Source organism: Gardnerella sp. 26-12 (assembly GCF_001660745.1).
Lineage (GTDB): Bacteria > Actinomycetota > Actinomycetes > Actinomycetales > Bifidobacteriaceae > Bifidobacterium > Bifidobacterium swidsinskii.
On sequence record NZ_LWSR01000023.1, the window covers coordinates 1 to 16,352 of the forward strand.

Consider the following 16,352-nt stretch of genomic DNA (forward strand, 5'->3'; position numbering starts at 1 on the left):
AAGTATTACTGTGCAAAGTATGAATATGATGGATTTAATTGTACATTGCTGGACAATATAAGAAATATACGGAATGCTGCAGCTCATAGCAATTGTGTTATTCATGATTTAACAAATAAAGCTGGGTTTTACAATAATTATTTAGTTTCTCGAGTTGTTAAGTTGTTGGCAGGTGTGAAAAAGAGAACTATTCAAGACAGGTTGAAAAATAAATGCGTGCAAGATTTTATTTCGCTGCTTATTGCGGTGGATGATGTTATAAAGAGTGAGGATTTAAAGAATCATTGTTTACAGGAAATCAAGGAATTGTTTGACGGTAGGATGGTTAGGAATAAGGATTTGTACAAGTCGTCTACGTCATTGCAGCAGATGTATATTTTTTGTAAAGAGATTGTACATAATGTACAGCCATCATAGTAATTTATTAAATACGATTTGAAAACGAAAGTTTTGCGGGCGATGCATTTATGCGTCGCCCGATTTTTTTCTGATTACATCTGAATTAGTTAGTGGTATTTTTGCTGGAGGTGCGTATGACAACAATCTTTAATGTGGCAGCGTACATCCTTGATATTACTGGAACTATTACCACTATGAAGCTGCAGAAGCTAGCTTACTATTCGCAAGCGTATTCTTTGGCTACTACTGGGCATCCGTTATTTAACGAGGATTTTCAGGCATGGAGAAATGGTCCTGTTTGCCCAGAATTATTCGCATTGCATCGCGGTAAGTTTTTGATTCGTAAAGGTGAGCTTGTACTTCCCAATACTGAGAAACTTCAGGATGATTCTTTAACAGATGGTCAAAAGCTTCTTGTGGAAAAGGTATGCGAAAAGTTTGCTGGATATTCTGGTAGTGATTTGAGTGCTATGACGCATAGTGAAGATCCATGGAAGAATGCTTATGATGCTACTAATGGTTCGGCAATATGCGTTCAAAAAATTACTAAAGATTCTTTGAAAGATTACTATTCAACTCATAATTTTTTGTGGTAAGCGCTGCGTAGTAGGAGATGTGCAGTAAGAGCTGCATTTTCGATATGTAATACACTTCTACTTATGCGTTGTCTAAGCGACCAAAACAGCACGTGCGTGAGTAGTTTAGGTCGCCTGCGCAAGAAAATCCGGTCTAACCATCACGCGCGCGAGTAGTTTAGGCCGCGCGTCTTTATTGTCGTGCACTTCGTCTTAGTGCGAATCACGAATTCTACCAATTGTTATAGCTGTTTGCAGCACATAAGCGGCGCGCGGATCCGTAGCATCCCATCCTGTAGTTTGCGCAACTTTACGTAAACGGTAACGAACAGTATTTGGATGCACATTAAGTTCGTGTGCTGTTTGGTCAAGAGCTCCACCAAAGCGCAAGAACATGTCAATAGTTTCCAGAGTTGGATCGTCATGATTGTAAGGAGCCAAACTTTGATACACCTTGTTGTAAAGAGTATCAAAAGCTGTGGCATCGCCAATAAGCGCTCGTTCTGGAAGCAAATCATCTGTGTGAATGATTTGCGGCAAATGCTTTACTGCTGGAGCAACAGCAATCGCGGCAAGAGTAGCAGTAAGAGCGGAAGAAATCTGCTCAACGCCTTCAACCATGCTGCTAACACAAATCGTCTTATGAGAATTCTCAAAAACTTTGCACAGCTTCTCTAAAGCCTGATCGCTAGGATTTTCGCGCACAGCAAGCAGAATAATATGAGAAGGCGCTGCAAAAGTAGAAGAATTTTTCGTAGATGCTGATATCAGTGCTTGCGTTTTTTGCCAAGCTCCCGTAATGCGCTGCAAAGCACTACTTTGTGTGCGCTCAACTATTGCATCATACGCATTGCAACTACCAAGCTGTGGCCAAATATTTCGGCGCAAAGTGTCAGTGTTATCAGGTGGAATATCTGGTGCTGGCTTGCGATTTGGTCCGTCATCTGGCTTAATTGCAGTGCCGAAAGTTCCTGCAATAACAATAACTTTTGGCGAATCTGACCATTGAAGTAAATGCATGAAAGCGTCAATACGAGCGTCTGCAATACCATTCATTAAACACGTGGCAATAATCGAGTGTAATTGCAAGCGCATCGCCGCGTCAAAAACTTGGCCATCACGATTGTCGAAAATTCTAAGCGGTTCCGAGCTAGTTGATTTTTGCGCGCTGGGCAGTGGAGTAAAACTCGGTGAATTATTACCTTTAGTATTTTCAGAAGATTGACTTGAATGACTCGAACGACTTTGATTTGATGAAAGACGATGCCACAAGTGGTGTTTGTGCTTTTCTTCGTTTTCTTGCTCTGCTTTAGATTGCTTTGCTGTAGAAGAGCTTTCTTGATCATTTGATACAGCGTTTACTTGCGTTTTGTTTAACTGTTGATTTTCAAGAGAATTGGCAATATTAGAATCCTCCGCGTGCTTTTCTGCTGCCTGTACGCTTGCTAGTATCGAAAGAAAATCGTTACTAAGTAAGCTGTTTCCTGCAAGTTTATCTTCATAATTTTCTTCGGACATAACAGAAGAAGCAGCGCTGCTATCTTGCGCAAACTGAGGTGTATTCTTCTCGTCCATCTTGTGCCTTTAATCCTAACATTCTCTACTATTATAGCGCGATTGAGTAAAAGTATCTCGCCAAAAAGTAAGTGCTACAAAGCAGAAAACAAAAGCTAACGGTAGCATGTGTCGCTCAAAATTATTAGCTGGAGCAAGAATCATAACTCCAATCAGCAAGGCAAGTGGAATATGCCATAACAATGTGCGCCAACGGCGAAGAATAATTTCTGCAACTCCAATAAGTAGTGTAAAAATAACGAAAGTATTTCCGTGAATTGGCCAACTTAAAACAGGAATATCACTAAACGTGCTAATGTCTTCTGCAAATTTAGTTCGCCACTTAGGATTCCAATATTTAATCCAATCAGATTTGTGTATGCTGTCAGTGTCTATGTAGTATTCTGGCCCAACATACGGGCGGTCAAAAATATCAAAGTATCCGTAAGTCTTTGCAAGAAAAGCGTCAGTTGCAACGAGTGGACTATGCGTAATCATTTGCCACCAAGCGAAATCTAATTTACGAATATTGTCTTTAGTAACGTATCGCCAACGATAACTCACTTTTTTAGATTGCAATCCGGAAGATTTCACAGGGTCTGCGTCATAAGGTTTGTATGCTTCTGCAGTTTGATCCAGATTAAAAATTGGTGCAATAATGCGCTTTGCGCTACGCGGTATGCTATGCGGATCGAGCTTAGCTATACGTGCAATTTGTTGTAACTGAATGCCGCGACTCTCAATAGGATCGCCGCTAATAATAGCACCGCTCGAAATAAGCATAATTAACGAGCCGTGAATTACAACGATTGGAAGCAAAATTCCGCAAACCCACAAACGCCAGCGTTTGCGCTCAAAAATAATTAAAAGTATGAATTGAACAACCAGAATATACCAAGCGTATTTTGCAGCAATAAGCATTACGCACACTGAAACAATTAATTCCAAAACAGTGTGAAGTCTAGGCTTTTGCGTATTTGGCTTTGTGCTAAGTGTATTTTTAGTGTCGTTCGCATGATAACAATTAGTTAACTCGTAATTTATGCCAAACCACCAAACAAAAGCGAATGCAAAAAGCGGAGATTTTGTAAGCGCAATAGTTGAGCACAACACAAGCGGATTAAGTAAAAACATAAGCAGAATAACGAATCTTGCAAAAGTTGTTGTGCTGCAATTTGTTGAGCTAGATTCTGCATCAAGCCAAGGTTTGTTTAAGAAGCGGTGTGCTGTTGCAGAAACGCACCATGCTGCAAATACAAATTGTGCAAAGGCAAGAAGTGCAATTCCAGCGTCGTTTGAGTCGGTAAAGTATCTGGAGACTGCTGTTGTTGCGCCATAAATAACAGTTAGAACAATGTTGTGCTGATCTGTTAAATAAGTTGGATAAGTTGGCCACAAGTAGTGCGCAGTTGGGTAAATATCCATTGGGACAAAGCTAAAGAAGCCGATATAAGGCTGATCTAAGCCTGTAATTTTATTCCAAGTCCAACTGTACTCACGAATTTGCGAGCATATATCTGCACCGTATGCGGCAAGTAACGTAACTGGAACCCAAATCCAGCCCACGAAAAAAGTAAGAAGTAGGTTTCTTCTATTGCGAGTGGAGTGGTTAATGAACCATTTAGCGCAATTAAAAAATAGTTTTGCAGATTTTAAAAGAAAATGCGCAATATTGCGGAAAATAGTGTGTTTAGTAGTAAATTTTTGTAATTTTGAATGTTTTTTATTTTCACTATTTTTTCTTAACGCAATTGACTYTATTAATTTCGTAAAACGTTGATATTTAGGCAAAAACTTTTTATTTTTACCGTAGTAAATAAGCGCAGTCAGTATTAATGCGTATATTATGAAGGCAGCGACGAAAATAAAAGCATTAACCAACGAAAAATCAGCGATTGATCCTAAATGAACTTTAATATCTTGACTGCGGAAAATTGGTCCCAAGCTAGTGCAAAAAGCAAGTACAAAGCATAACAAAGCAGCAAGAGTGTAATCTAAAAAACGTGCTGCAACAGCACGCAATTTGCGCGGCTTCTTGTACTGCGTTTTGCGACGTATGCGCTCCATGTGTTAACACCTGCTTAATTGATGCTTAGCTACTTTGTTTGCTATTGCGCGCAAAACATGCAATGACGCGCGCAAAAATATAATCTGATGTAAATTATACATATGACTATTTTTTCTTCGCAAAGTGTGGCATTGATGCCGCAGACCTCAGAAGTAGCAGATCTGGTAAAATATTTCGCAATTACAGATTCTACGCAAAATATTGCGCGAGAAATGATACAAAAAGGCGAAATAATTGCGCGAGATGACGGGAAGCCAGCAATAGTTGCGATTGTGGCAGATGAGCAAACAGCAGGTCGCGGCAGGCTTGGACGCGCGTGGGTAAGCCGACCGGGAGAAAGCTTTTTAGTTTCATTCGTAACGTTGCTGCCGAAGTCAATTGTTATGGACGCAAGTCACAATGGCTGGCTGCCTATTATTGCAGGGCTTGCAGCGCGTGACGCACTTCTAGAAACGTTTAAAGAGTGCGGAAGCTCGCCGATGCACGGTGATGCTTGCGCGATAAAACTTAAATGGCCTAACGACGTGTTTTTGCACGATTGTAAAGAAGGCGGAATCTTAACAGAAATTGTAGCCGATCCAAGCAAAGACAATGTTGTTGGAGTAATTTTTGGAATCGGATTGAATTTGTGCGTGCCGCAAGAAGTGCTGCCAATTAAGATGGCAACTTCGCTGCAAATGCATATGACTGATTTGCCGGAATCTAAAGAATTGCGTGATACGATTGCTGCAAAAATAGTTACTGGATTGCGTTCTAGACTTGGTGATTTTATGCGCGATTATCCAAGTAACGCTGCAGATTTGCTTCAAGAAGTAAATGGTGTGTGTTGGACTCTTGGGCGCGAAGTTAACGTGCATCCAGTTGACGGAAGCGTGGTGACAGGAACTGCTGTGCGGCTTGGAGAAGATGCGTCGCTTACGATTCGTGAGGCATCTGGCGAGGAGATTGTGGTAAAAAGCGGCGATGTGCACGCGGTTGCGTATGAAGCGCGACGACATGCTTGAGCGCAGCACAGCGCGCGCGAAGGCAACTCGGAGCGCCGAGCTTGCTCAGAGTTGAAAGCACGGTGTGCTTTCAACGCAAGCGAGGTCTGCCTTCGTCAATAAAGACGAAGGCAGGGCAGATTCGCGTGGTAGTTTATTAGGAATTCTGTTGTGTTTTGTGTGCGCTGACGACATGCTTGAGCGCAGCATTGCGCGCGCGAAAGCAACTCGGAGCGCCGAGCTTGCTTAGAGTTGAAAGCACGGTGTGCTTTCAACGCAAGCGAGGTCTGCCTTCGTCAGTAAAGACGAAGGCAGGGCAGGTTCGCTTGGTAGTTCATTGGGAATTCTGTTGTGTTTTGTGTGCGCTGACGACATGCTTGAGCGCAGCATTGCGCGCGCGAAAGCAACTCGGAGCGCCGAGCTTGCTCAGACGGAAAGTCCAGTGGACTTTCCGTCTGAGCTCAGCAGCGAGCGCTTAAAGCGCAAGCGTCAGCTGTTTGCTAGTTATCTCAGTCAAAGAGCAAGTGCGCGGCAATCTTATACAAAACGGCATTCCCTTTACAGTCGTGTAAAGGAAATGCCGTTTTTCTGCAATATAACGTTTCCGCTATGCGCGCTTTTTGTTAAGTGCGTTGTACAAGCCGGAGCAAGCCGCGCTCGCAACAAAAGCCTTAATCAAATCGCCAATCATGAAGATAATCAAGGTTGCGGCGGCAGTTGAAAGTGGCATGCCAGTTAGGTAGCTTTGGCCGAAAATGCCGAATGCGTAAATCACGATCGTGCCGATTATAGAAGCTACAGAGTAAGTGCAGAAGCGTGCGAAAGTCTTCTTGAAGGAGTTTTCTGGCATCATTGCGTCAAGAGCTACGTCAAATACGCGCTTCAAAGCTGCGGTTGCAGCAACGCCAAATATGAAACCGGCTAAGAATCCTGCAGTAGGGCCAACAAAAACAGCCCAGCCGCCCTTAAAGCCAGCAAACACAGGCAAACCTGCTGCGCCAACAGCAAGGTACATAACTACAGAAGCTACGCCTTCGCGCCAGCTCAAAGTTAAACCAATAATGCACAAAACAAGAGTTTGCAACGTAATAGGCACAGGAGTAATAGGAAGATAAATTGCGCCTGCCATGGTAGAAAGAGCCAAAAGCACAGTGAGAAGCGCTGGCTTTGCAAGCCATGCTGCAGCTACTTTCAACTTATTTGCAACGTTTGAATTTGCTGATGCTGTTGTTGCATTATTTTGATTTATGTTGGTCATGAAAACCTTCTTTTGGTTATTTCCGGTTTGCCGTTTGCAGCTAATAGGTTGTCAATTAAACGGTTTTGCCGGTTGTTTTCCGTTTCGCTAATCACATTACGTGTTATAAAAATCATGTGCATTGGAGAAGTGTACAAAATTTTGCTCTAGCTTTTGTGTATGTCGACTCATCCGTAAACGCAACTTTTCTAATATCTTGTAACGTATGGTTACGAATATCAAAAAAATTCTCATCGCAAACCGCGGTGAAATTGCCTTGCGAGTTATTCGCACGGCTCACGAAATGGGCATTTCTACCGTTGCTATTTATGCACCGACTGATCGCAACGCGCAGTTTGTAGAAATGGCAGACGAAGCGTACGCACTTTCCGGAGACACGTATCGTGATACTTATTTAAACGAAGATGCGATTCTTGACATTATTAAAAGAAGCGGCACGGATGCTGTGCATCCGGGTTACGGTTTCCTTTCGGAAGTTGCGTCTTTTGCGAAAAAAGTTAACGATGCTGGGGTTATTTGGATTGGTCCTCGTCCGGAAGCGCTTATTGATTTGGGAGATAAGATTACGGCTCGTCGCGTGGCAGTTCGTGCGAAAGTGCCGCCAGTTCCAGGAATTTCGGAGCCTGTGAAAGATATTCGAGAACTTTTGACTTTTGCGCAAACTCACGGCTATCCTGTGATGATGAAGCGCACGGATGGCGGTGGCGGACGCGGCATTACAGTCGTTCGTAACGATGACGAGTTGCGAGGCTTTTATATGAATCACGACGCTTTGCAGGGCGGCGACTTAGATGAATATTTTATTGAGCGTTTTATTGACAAAGCTCGCCACGTAGAAACGCAGTGCGGCCGCGACGCTCACGGAAATTTCACCGTATATTCCACGCGCGATTGCTCGGTGCAGCGCCGAAACCAAAAGCTGGTTGAGGAGGCTCCTGCACCGTTCTTGACTGACGATGAAAAGGATCAGCTTTACCGATATTCTCGTAACCTATTTGAAGCTGTTGACTACGTTGGTCTTGGCACGTGCGAATATATGGTGACTTCTCAGCATAAAGTCTACTTCTTGGAAGTTAATCCGCGATTGCAAGTTGAGCACACGGTTAGTGAGGAAGTTAGTGGACTTGATTTAGTGCGAGAACAGCTCAATATTGCTGACGGCGGCGAGTTGATTAAGGATCCAGAGCCTCGCGGACACAGCTTCGAGCTTCGCATTACTTCGGAAGATCCTGCTACGAATTTGACTCCAAGTTCCGGCACTTTGACGAAAATAAAGTGGCCTTCCGGTCCTGGTATTCGCGTCGATTTTGGTGTTGAAGTTGGCGATAATATTTCGCCAAAATTCGATTCGATGATGGGCAAACTTATTATTACTGCGCAAAGTCGTGAAACTGCTGTCGCTCGTGTGCGTCGCGCTTTGAAGGAACTTTGTATTGAGGGCGTGCCAACTCCAGCAAAACTTTTTGAGCAGATTTTTAACGACCCTGAGTTTACTGCGGAAAATCACAGTTTTGACGTGTCTACTAAGTGGATGGAACGCAAGTATTTGAACCGCGTTCCTGCAGCTTCTTTGGGTGGCCAGCCGGCTTCGCTTGTTTCTGGAAAGTCTGCGGATGAATCCGAAAATAAGCAGCCTGCAATGGAATCCTTCATTATTGAGGTTGATAATAAGCGCGTAAAGCTTACGATTCCGCAAGATATTGTTGACAATTTGACCGGCTCTGCGCGAGTTCGTAGCGTTTCTAGAGCTTCGCAGCCTTTGCGTGGACGTTCGCTTCGCGGAAGTACTCACAAATCTGAAGAACAAAAGCAGATTCCTGGCGTAATCGCAGCACCTATGCAAGCTGTTATTACGCGCGTGAATGTGGCTGAAGGTCAGCAGGTTGCCAAGGGTGATTTGCTTGTGGTGCTTGAGTCTATGAAGATGGAAAATTACGTTTACGCTCCTGCAGCTGGTACTGTTACTGGAATTTTTGTGGGTCCTGGTGACGGCGTGGAATCGGGTGCAAAGCTTGTGACGATTGATCTTGCTGGAGATAAAAGCGCGGATAAGAGCGCAGATAAGTCTTCTGAATCTTCTGAAAAGTCTTCTGAAAAGCCGGAAGGAGAGCAGAAATGAGTACTTTAGCAAAAGAAAAGTCTGAAATCTCTGAAACTTCAGCGAAAATAGTTAATAACTCTTCTGTTAATAGCTCTGCTGACGATACAAACTTGCAGCCTCGTCGCGGAAAAGCTGCAGTTCAGCACGCAGCACAACTTGCTCGTGACGCAGAACAAAAAGCTTTAGAGCGTCAGCATGCAAAAGGTAAAAGCACTGCTCGCGAGCGTCTTGACTTGCTTTTTGACACCGGCTCATTCGTGGAAATCGGACGTTTTAACGGCGGTGACATAAATAACGACGTTGCCGGATGCGCTGTAATCACCGGCTTTGGCGAAGTTTATGGCAGAAAAGTTGCAGTTTACGCACAAGACTTTTCTGTGCGCGGTGGAACTTTAGGCAAAGCTGAGGGCGAGAAAATCTGCCATCTTTTAGATATGGCTGTTGAACTTCGCGTGCCAGTTGTTGCCGTAATTGATTCCGGCGGCGCTCGCATTCAAGAAGGCGTGAGCGCGCTTATGCAATACGGGCGTATCTTCAAAAAAACTTGCGAAGCGAGCGGCTTGATTCCGCAAATCTCAATTATTCTAGGTCCTTGCGCTGGTGGTGCAGTTTATTGCCCTGCATTGACAGATTTGATTATTATGACTCGCGAGCACTCAAATATGTTCGTAACTGGTCCGGATGTTGTTAAAGCTGCAACCGGCGAGGCTATTAGCATGGACGATTTGGGCGGCGGTCTTGTGCATAACGCAACTTCCGGTGTCGCTCACTATTTGGGAGAGGATGAAGCTGACGCAATCGACTACGCGCGCACAGTTTTGGCTTATTTGCCATCTAGCTGTGAGGTAGAGCCTCCAACTTTTGCCTACGCTGCAACGCGCGCGGATCGCGAAACTGCGCGCGAGTTGGTGAATATTGTGCCGGATAACGACCGTCAGCCTTACGATGTGCTTGACGTGATTCGCAGAATAGTTGACTACGGTGAGTTCGTGCAAGTGCAGGAATTGTATGCTGCTTCTGCAGTGGTTGGTTTTGCTTGCATTGAGGGTCATCCTGTTGGAATCGTAGCAAATCAGCCGAAGGTGAACGCTGGTATTTTGGATGTAAATTCTTCCGAAAAAGTCGCGCGATTTGTGCGATTGTGCGACGCGTTTAATTTGCCTGTGGTGACTCTAGTAGATACTCCTGGTTATAAGCCTGGTTCAGATCAAGAGCACGCAGGAATTATTCGCCGAGGTGCGAAAGTGATTTATGCGTACGCGAACGCGCAAGTTCCGCTGGTTACGGTGATTTTGCGCAAAGCTTTCGGTGGAGCTTATATCGTTATGGGTTCCAAGTCGATGGGTGCGGACGTAAATTACGCGTGGCCAACCAGCCAGATTGCAGTTTTGGGTGCGCAAGGTGCCGTAAATATTATTCACCGCAAGGATTTGCAAAAAGCTAAAGAGCGTGGGCAAGACGTTGCAGCTCTTAGAAAGCAGCTGGTTGACGAGTATGAGGCGACTACTGTGAACGCAAATCTTTCGTTGGAAACTGGTCAGATTGACGCAATGATTGACCCGGAGCAGACTCGCGATATGATTGCCGGCTCATTGAAGCTTTTGCGCAGTAAAAAGCGGGTTTCCAGAACTGGAAAGCATCACGGAAATCAGCCAATGTAAGTGATTTATAAAAATTATAGGGGTTATCAAACTTATAAMTANAAAACTATAGWWMTGTGGAACTATGGTTATGACAACTAAGAATTAGGTTATGCCTATACCTTTTGCTAGATTCGTTAGCGGCTCATTTATGTGATTTTTGATGATTATCGTAACTTTTAGCTCACGAAAGAAGCTCGTATGACTTTGCTACAACTGAAGTATATTGTAAAAATCGTTGACTGCGGTTCAATGAATGAAGCAGCACGAGCACTATATATTTCACAACCAGCATTGAGCTCTTCTGTAAAAGAGCTTGAAAGAGAACTTAACATTGAAATTTTCACTAGATCCACTCAAGGAATTGCATTAACAGCTGATGGAGCTGAGTTTTTGACGTACGCTCGACAAGTAATTGAGCAGGCGGATCTTCTTGAAGAACGCTACAAAAGTACTAAGCCTCGCCCACAATTATGCAGCGTTGCAACACAACACTACATGTTTGCTGTTGAAGCATTCGTCGATATGATTCGCAGTATTCATTCTAACGAATACGAGTTTTCAATTCGCGAGACGCGCACAAAAAATATCATTAAGCAAGTAAGCGATATGCGCGCAGACCTTGGAATTCTTTATCTTTCTGACTACAACAAGGATGTAATAGGCAAGCTGCTTCGTGAAAAACATTTGGAATTCCACCCGCTTTTCCGAGCAAAATTGCATGTTTTTCTTTCTAGAAATAATCCGCTTGCAGTGCAAAAAAGCTTGAGCTTGGAAGATTTGAAACCGTATCCGTTTATTCAATACGAACAGGGAGAAGAAGGAAGTTTCTTCTTCGCAGAAGAAGCAGTTTGGCCTACTCGCCCACCGAAAAAGATCAACGTTTCTGACCGCGCTACCATTTTAAACTTTATTATTGGGTTGAATGGTTACACTGTTTGCACTGGAATAGATAACGGCGATTTAAACAATGAAAAAATTGTCACTATTCCGCTTGAATGTGATGACACTATGCTTGTTGGCTGGATTACCAACGAGCGCACGAAGCTTTCAAGAGCTTCACTCGCTTATCTTACGCAACTTAAATCTGTGCTTGTAAGACATGGCTACGCGCTTATAGATTCACGAAATTAGTTTATTAACTTACTCGCTTATTAACTTATTGCATGTTGAACTATTAAATGATTAGTTCGCAAAACAACAATCAAATAAGTTGAACTTGCAAAATAACACAAACTAAAAAATAACTCATAATACAAGTTGTCCACATTTCTTTAATCGAATTGACGCTCACTTTTTCCATTCATAAAATCGCTATTAATTTGTTGCAAAGAAAAAGGAGATGCGTGATGGGCATTATTAATGTAGCGGCAAAAATATTGGAAATTATGGGACCAATGACAACTATGAAGCTGCAGAAGCTTGTGTATTATTCTCAAGCGCACAGCTTAGCTACAACTGGATTGTCACTATTCCCGGAAGATTTTGAAGCTTGGACGAACGGTCCGGTTTCATTGGAATTATTTAACAGGCATCGAGGAAGATTCACAATTCGCAAAGAAGAACTACTGATTTCTCTTCCAGAAAGATGCGCAACTTTAGAATATGAGCAGGTCAAGATTATAGAGGAAGTGTGCGCAAAACTTGGAAATCTTACAGGAAATCAGCTCAGCGAAAGAACGCATAAAGAAGATCCGTGGATTCGCGCGAGAATCGGCATATCTGCAAATCAAGGCAGCGAGGAAATAATTTCCAAGAAGTCAATGCACGACTACTACATTAAGCATCCTATTGTGTAAATGCGCGAATGTCCGAAAAGCGCCAACTAGAGACCGTAACGCAGTATGCGCTCGCGCGGGTAACGCGCTCGCTTACGAAACTCGCGTTGGAAGTCCACTGGACTTCCAACTTAAGCGAGTTTCCGCTCCGAGTTGCTTTCGCGCGCTACGCTCTAAGCGCGAAAGCAGGTCGGAGCGCACACAAATAATTAAGGCGAGCACGTTGTTATTAGCAAGTGCCCACCTTAATCATTAAAAAACATTCTTATTTTATAAGTACATCTAAATCGCAGTGCCGTGCTCGTCAAGGCGCGGATTCTGCCTAGAATTACTAAAGCTAAAGAACAAGCCAAACACGCCTAATGCAAACAAAACGGAAACTACCACAACAAGCACAATAGGCTGGCTAGGAAGCCACATAATCACCAAGAAAGCAAGCGCGGAAAGCAAAATCACAGCCCAGGAAAACACTCCGACAACTTTACGAACAACATTCCAAGTATCATCGCCCACCTGAGATCGCTTAACATTGCGAGCCAGTCTCTCCTCCTCAGCTGTCACGTTAGAAGTTGGCTTCCAAGGACCAGTTCCCCTCTCTTGAAGTCTTCTAGAGCGTTCTTGTAAATTGTATTCGTCAATCATGCCTCCGCGAGCGCGACCTTTTGTTTCATCATATTGAGAAGGAATCCCCTTGCGGCTCTGCCTTTCCTTCGCGCGACGCTCTTTGCGGTTTGCCATGATTGTTCCTTTCTACATTGAATTTTCGTATATCAAGCATTTATGACACAATACGCACTATTTTAGCACGGTAAGGCCTTCTTCACACGCGTCGACAATTCTTTCTATTAATAAATCGTTGAGCAGCCTACCTTTGCGTGTTGCGATAATGCGATTTTCGTGCAACACTGCCAAATCTTCCTTACACACTTCGCGTAACACTTTTTGCAAATGCGAATCATCGAACACCTTATTAGTTTCGCGCATTTTTTCGCACAATTGCGAAATATCGAGCCCTTCTTTAATGCGAAGCCCAAGCATTACTTCTTCAATAAGCGCATCTTCTGCATTGATACACTCGTAGTTTTGCCACGGCACATTTCCAAGATTTATAGCATGCGCCCATCGTTTTGGGTGCAAAATATCCCATGAGCGAAGGTTATAAAACTCACTTGTATTAGCTAAAGAAGCACTATCATCCATGCTTTGTTTACTAATGTGATTTGCAGCATTGTAGTGCGAATGCGCTCCAGGACCAATTCCAGCCCAATCAATATTTCGCCAGTAGCCAAGATTATGACGAGACTCAAAACCAGGACGCGCCCAATTAGAAATCTCGTACCATTGTAATCCAGCAGAGTTAAAAAGTTCGTCTGCCAACTCGTATTTTGCGGCTTCATCATCATCATTTGGCGCTTGAATAGTGCCAGCAGCGATTTGACGGCCCATTTTTGTACGCGGCTCTACCGTTAGCGCGTATGCAGAAATATGGTTAACGCCTAGACTTAAAGCCATTTCTACCGACTTTCGCCAATCGTCTAAACTCTCCCCCGGAGCTCCATAAATCAAGTCAACGCTTGAACGCAAGCCACATGCGTTTGCTGCGTTTACTCCTCGCGCAACATTTTCTGGAGTATGCGTACGGTCAAGTGTTTTTAGTACGTGCGGAACAGCCGATTGCATTCCGAAAGATATTCGAGTAAATCCGCCTTCTGCAAGCGTTTCAATATACTTTTCATCTGCAGTATCCGGATTTGCTTCAGTAGTTATTTCCGCTCCGATTTTAAATCCCCACAAGTTACGTATTTCTTGCAAAATTCGCACTAAATCTTGCGCTTTAAGAACTGTTGGAGTGCCGCCGCCGAAGAAAACAGATTGCGCTTTAGGCTCGAAAATTCCGTGATATTCCTGCCATTTTTTTACAAGTTGCATCTCTAGAATCGCAACATCCGCATAACCTTCGCGACTTGCACCTTCACCCAAATCGCGAGCAGTATACGTGTTAAAATCGCAATAACCGCAGCGGCGCAAGCAAAACGGCACGTGCACGTACACTTCAAAAGGCATACTTTCAGTTTGCATAGCTGATTTATTTAATTCAGCATCCAACTCTAAACTCATCCTTCAGACTTTTGCGCTGCGCGAATCTTATCTTTAGTATCGCGATCGTTTGCGCTCTCGTCTGTAGCCAAAGCCGCAACGAATGCTTCCTGCGGAACTTCAACATGTCCGAGCATCTTCATGCGCTTCTTACCAGCCTTCTGTTTTTCAAGAAGCTTACGTTTACGCGTAATATCGCCGCCGTAGCACTTAGCGAGCACATCTTTTCGAAGAGCGCTAATAGTCTCGCGAGCAATAATTCTAGAGCCGATTGCCGCCTGAATTGGAATCTCAAACTGCTGGCGAGGAATAAGACCGCGAAGCTTCTTAGTCATCATAACGCCGTAAGAATAAGCCTTATCGCGGTGCACAATCGCACTAAAAGCGTCAACCTTATCTCCCTGAATAAGAATATCAACTTTCACTAAATCGGCAGCTTGCTCGCCATCTTCGTGGTAGTCAAGAGAAGCATAGCCTTTTGTGCGGCTTTTAAGCTGATCAAAGAAGTCAAAAACGATTTCTGCAAGAGGAATCCTGTAATGCATTTCCACGCGGTCTGCACTAATATATTCCATTGTGCCCATTTCTCCGCGATGATCCTGGCACAAATCCATTACAGCACCAATAAACTCTTTCGGAGTGATAATATCTGCAGCAACCATTGGCTCAATAATGCGCTTAATCTTGCCTTCTGGAAACTCGCTAGGATTTGTTACGTGATGTTCTTTACCATCTTCGCTAGTGACGTCATAAGTTACGTTAGGAGCAGTGGAAATAAGATCCAAGCCAAACTCGCGGCTTAAGCGCTCTGAAACAATCTCCATGTGTAGAAGACCTAAGAATCCACAACGGAAACCAAAGCCCAACGCAACAGACGTTTCTGGCTCGTAAATAAGAGCCGCATCATTAAGTTTTAGCTTGTCGAGAGCATCTCGAAGATCTGGGAATTGAGCGTTATCAATTGGGAAAAGACCTGCGTAAACCATAGGTTTAGGGTCGCGATAACCATCCAAAGGCTCAGATGCAGGATTTACGGCACTGGTAATAGTGTCGCCAACTTTAGATTGACTCACGTCTTTTGCACCTGTAATTACATAGCCTACTTCTCCGGCTCCAAGCGCCTTAGTTGGAGTCATATCTGGGCTAATAACGCCGATTTCAATAGGATCGTGCGTCATGCCGATTCCCATCATATGCAATTTTTCGCGCGACTTAAGTTCGCCATCAACCATACGAATATAGGTGACAATTCCGCGATAAGAATCGTAGACGGAGTCAAAAATGAGCGCGCGAGCAGGAGAATCAGGATTTCCGCTTGGGGCTGGAACTTCCAGCACAATTTGATCAAGTAAGTCTTTAACACCTTCGCCGGTTTTACCAGAAACACGCAACACGTCCTCCGGCTTGCAACCAATTAAACCAGCTATTTCTTCAGCATGCTTATCTGGTTCAGCACTAGGCAAATCGATTTTGTTAAGAACAGGAATAATCGTTAAATTATGGTCGATTGCCATATAAAGATTAGAAAGCGTTTGCGCTTCAATACCTTGAGTAGCATCTACTAACAGCACAGCACCTTCGCATGCTGCCAGCGCGCGCGAAACTTCATAAGTAAAATCGACGTGTCCAGGAGTATCGATCATGCCAAGCGAATACTCTTTGCCTTCAAAAGTCCAAGGAACGCGAACAGCCTGCGATTTAATAGTAATACCGCGCTCTTGCTCAATATCCATGCGATCCAAGAAACGGTCTCGCATTTCACGCTCTGGCACGATTCCTGAAAGTTGTAAAATGCGATCTGCTACAGTGGACTTGCCGTGATCTATATGCGCAATAATGCAGAAATTGCGTATCAACGATTGATCCGTAAATCCTGGCTGGTTATGCGGTGTAATCACT

General features: G+C 43.9%; 12 protein-coding genes and 1 pseudogene. 7 read left to right on the forward strand and 6 right to left on the reverse strand.

Annotated features, from left to right (window positions below; genetic code table 11):
* Positions 1 to 417, forward strand: a pseudogene (locus tag A5295_RS06465) (Abi family protein); the annotation flags it as partial.
* A gap of 116 nt (positions 418 to 533) precedes the next feature.
* Positions 534 to 995 carry a Panacea domain-containing protein gene (locus tag A5295_RS02285; RefSeq protein ID WP_064621589.1) on the forward strand — a complete coding sequence of 154 codons (462 nt, stop codon included), beginning with the start codon at positions 534 to 536 and terminating at the stop codon, positions 993 to 995.
* 192 nt (positions 996 to 1,187) lie between these two features.
* Here the strand turns inward: A5295_RS02285 and A5295_RS02290 are convergent, their stop codons facing one another.
* Entirely contained in the window at positions 1,188 to 2,549 is a 1,362-nt protein-coding gene (locus A5295_RS02290) for a CdaR family transcriptional regulator (RefSeq protein ID WP_004109186.1), read from the reverse strand.
* 15 nt (positions 2,550 to 2,564) lie between these two features.
* The gene (locus A5295_RS02295; protein ID WP_064621590.1) at positions 2,565 to 4,595 is read right to left on the reverse strand and encodes a DUF6020 family protein; all 2,031 of its coding nucleotides are present in this window, start codon (positions 4,593 to 4,595) and stop codon (positions 2,565 to 2,567) included.
* A gap of 102 nt (positions 4,596 to 4,697) precedes the next feature.
* Between A5295_RS02295 and A5295_RS02300 the strand changes: the two genes are divergently transcribed.
* Complete coding sequence (locus tag A5295_RS02300; protein WP_064621591.1) at positions 4,698 to 5,600, forward strand: biotin--[acetyl-CoA-carboxylase] ligase; 903 nt, start codon at positions 4,698 to 4,700, stop codon at positions 5,598 to 5,600.
* A 586-nt stretch (positions 5,601 to 6,186) separates the two neighbouring features.
* Here A5295_RS02300 and A5295_RS02305 read toward each other — a convergent pair.
* On the reverse strand, positions 6,187 to 6,837 hold the full coding sequence (locus A5295_RS02305; protein ID WP_004109189.1) for a biotin transporter BioY: 651 nt from the start codon (positions 6,835 to 6,837) through the stop codon (positions 6,187 to 6,189).
* Positions 6,838 to 7,042: 205 nt separating this feature from the next.
* On the opposite strand from A5295_RS02305, the gene A5295_RS02310 reads away from it, so the two are divergent.
* The 4 genes from A5295_RS02310 (at position 7,043) to A5295_RS02325 (ending at position 12,377) form a co-directional block, all read left to right on the forward strand.
* The gene (locus tag A5295_RS02310) at positions 7,043 to 8,956 is read left to right on the forward strand and encodes a biotin carboxylase N-terminal domain-containing protein (protein WP_004109191.1); all 1,914 of its coding nucleotides are present in this window, start codon (positions 7,043 to 7,045) and stop codon (positions 8,954 to 8,956) included.
* On the forward strand, positions 8,953 to 10,599 hold the full coding sequence (locus tag A5295_RS02315; protein WP_004109195.1) for an acyl-CoA carboxylase subunit beta: 1,647 nt from the start codon (positions 8,953 to 8,955) through the stop codon (positions 10,597 to 10,599). The genes A5295_RS02310 and A5295_RS02315 overlap by 4 nt, the downstream gene beginning before the upstream one ends.
* A gap of 180 nt (positions 10,600 to 10,779) precedes the next feature.
* Positions 10,780 to 11,712 (forward strand): LysR family transcriptional regulator, encoded by a 933-nt coding sequence (locus tag A5295_RS02320; protein ID WP_064621592.1) that lies wholly within the window; start codon positions 10,780 to 10,782, stop codon positions 11,710 to 11,712.
* A 215-nt stretch (positions 11,713 to 11,927) separates the two neighbouring features.
* Positions 11,928 to 12,377 carry a Panacea domain-containing protein gene (locus A5295_RS02325; protein WP_004108773.1) on the forward strand — a complete coding sequence of 150 codons (450 nt, stop codon included), beginning with the start codon at positions 11,928 to 11,930 and terminating at the stop codon, positions 12,375 to 12,377.
* 261 nt (positions 12,378 to 12,638) lie between these two features.
* On the opposite strand, the gene A5295_RS02330 is transcribed toward A5295_RS02325, so the two are convergent.
* From A5295_RS02330 to lepA, 3 genes are read right to left on the reverse strand one after another with little or no spacing between them, the layout of a single operon-like run.
* The gene (locus A5295_RS02330) at positions 12,639 to 13,094 is read right to left on the reverse strand and encodes a hypothetical protein (protein WP_004108771.1); all 456 of its coding nucleotides are present in this window, start codon (positions 13,092 to 13,094) and stop codon (positions 12,639 to 12,641) included.
* A gap of 57 nt (positions 13,095 to 13,151) precedes the next feature.
* Positions 13,152 to 14,474, reverse strand: coding sequence for a radical SAM family heme chaperone HemW (hemW, locus tag A5295_RS02335; protein WP_064621593.1), 1,323 nt, complete (start codon positions 14,472 to 14,474; stop codon positions 13,152 to 13,154).
* Positions 14,471 to 16,351 (reverse strand): translation elongation factor 4, encoded by a 1,881-nt coding sequence (gene lepA, locus A5295_RS02340; RefSeq protein ID WP_012914227.1) that lies wholly within the window; start codon positions 16,349 to 16,351, stop codon positions 14,471 to 14,473. The genes hemW and lepA overlap by 4 nt, the downstream gene beginning before the upstream one ends.
* Between the last annotated feature and the right edge of the window lies 1 nt (position 16,352).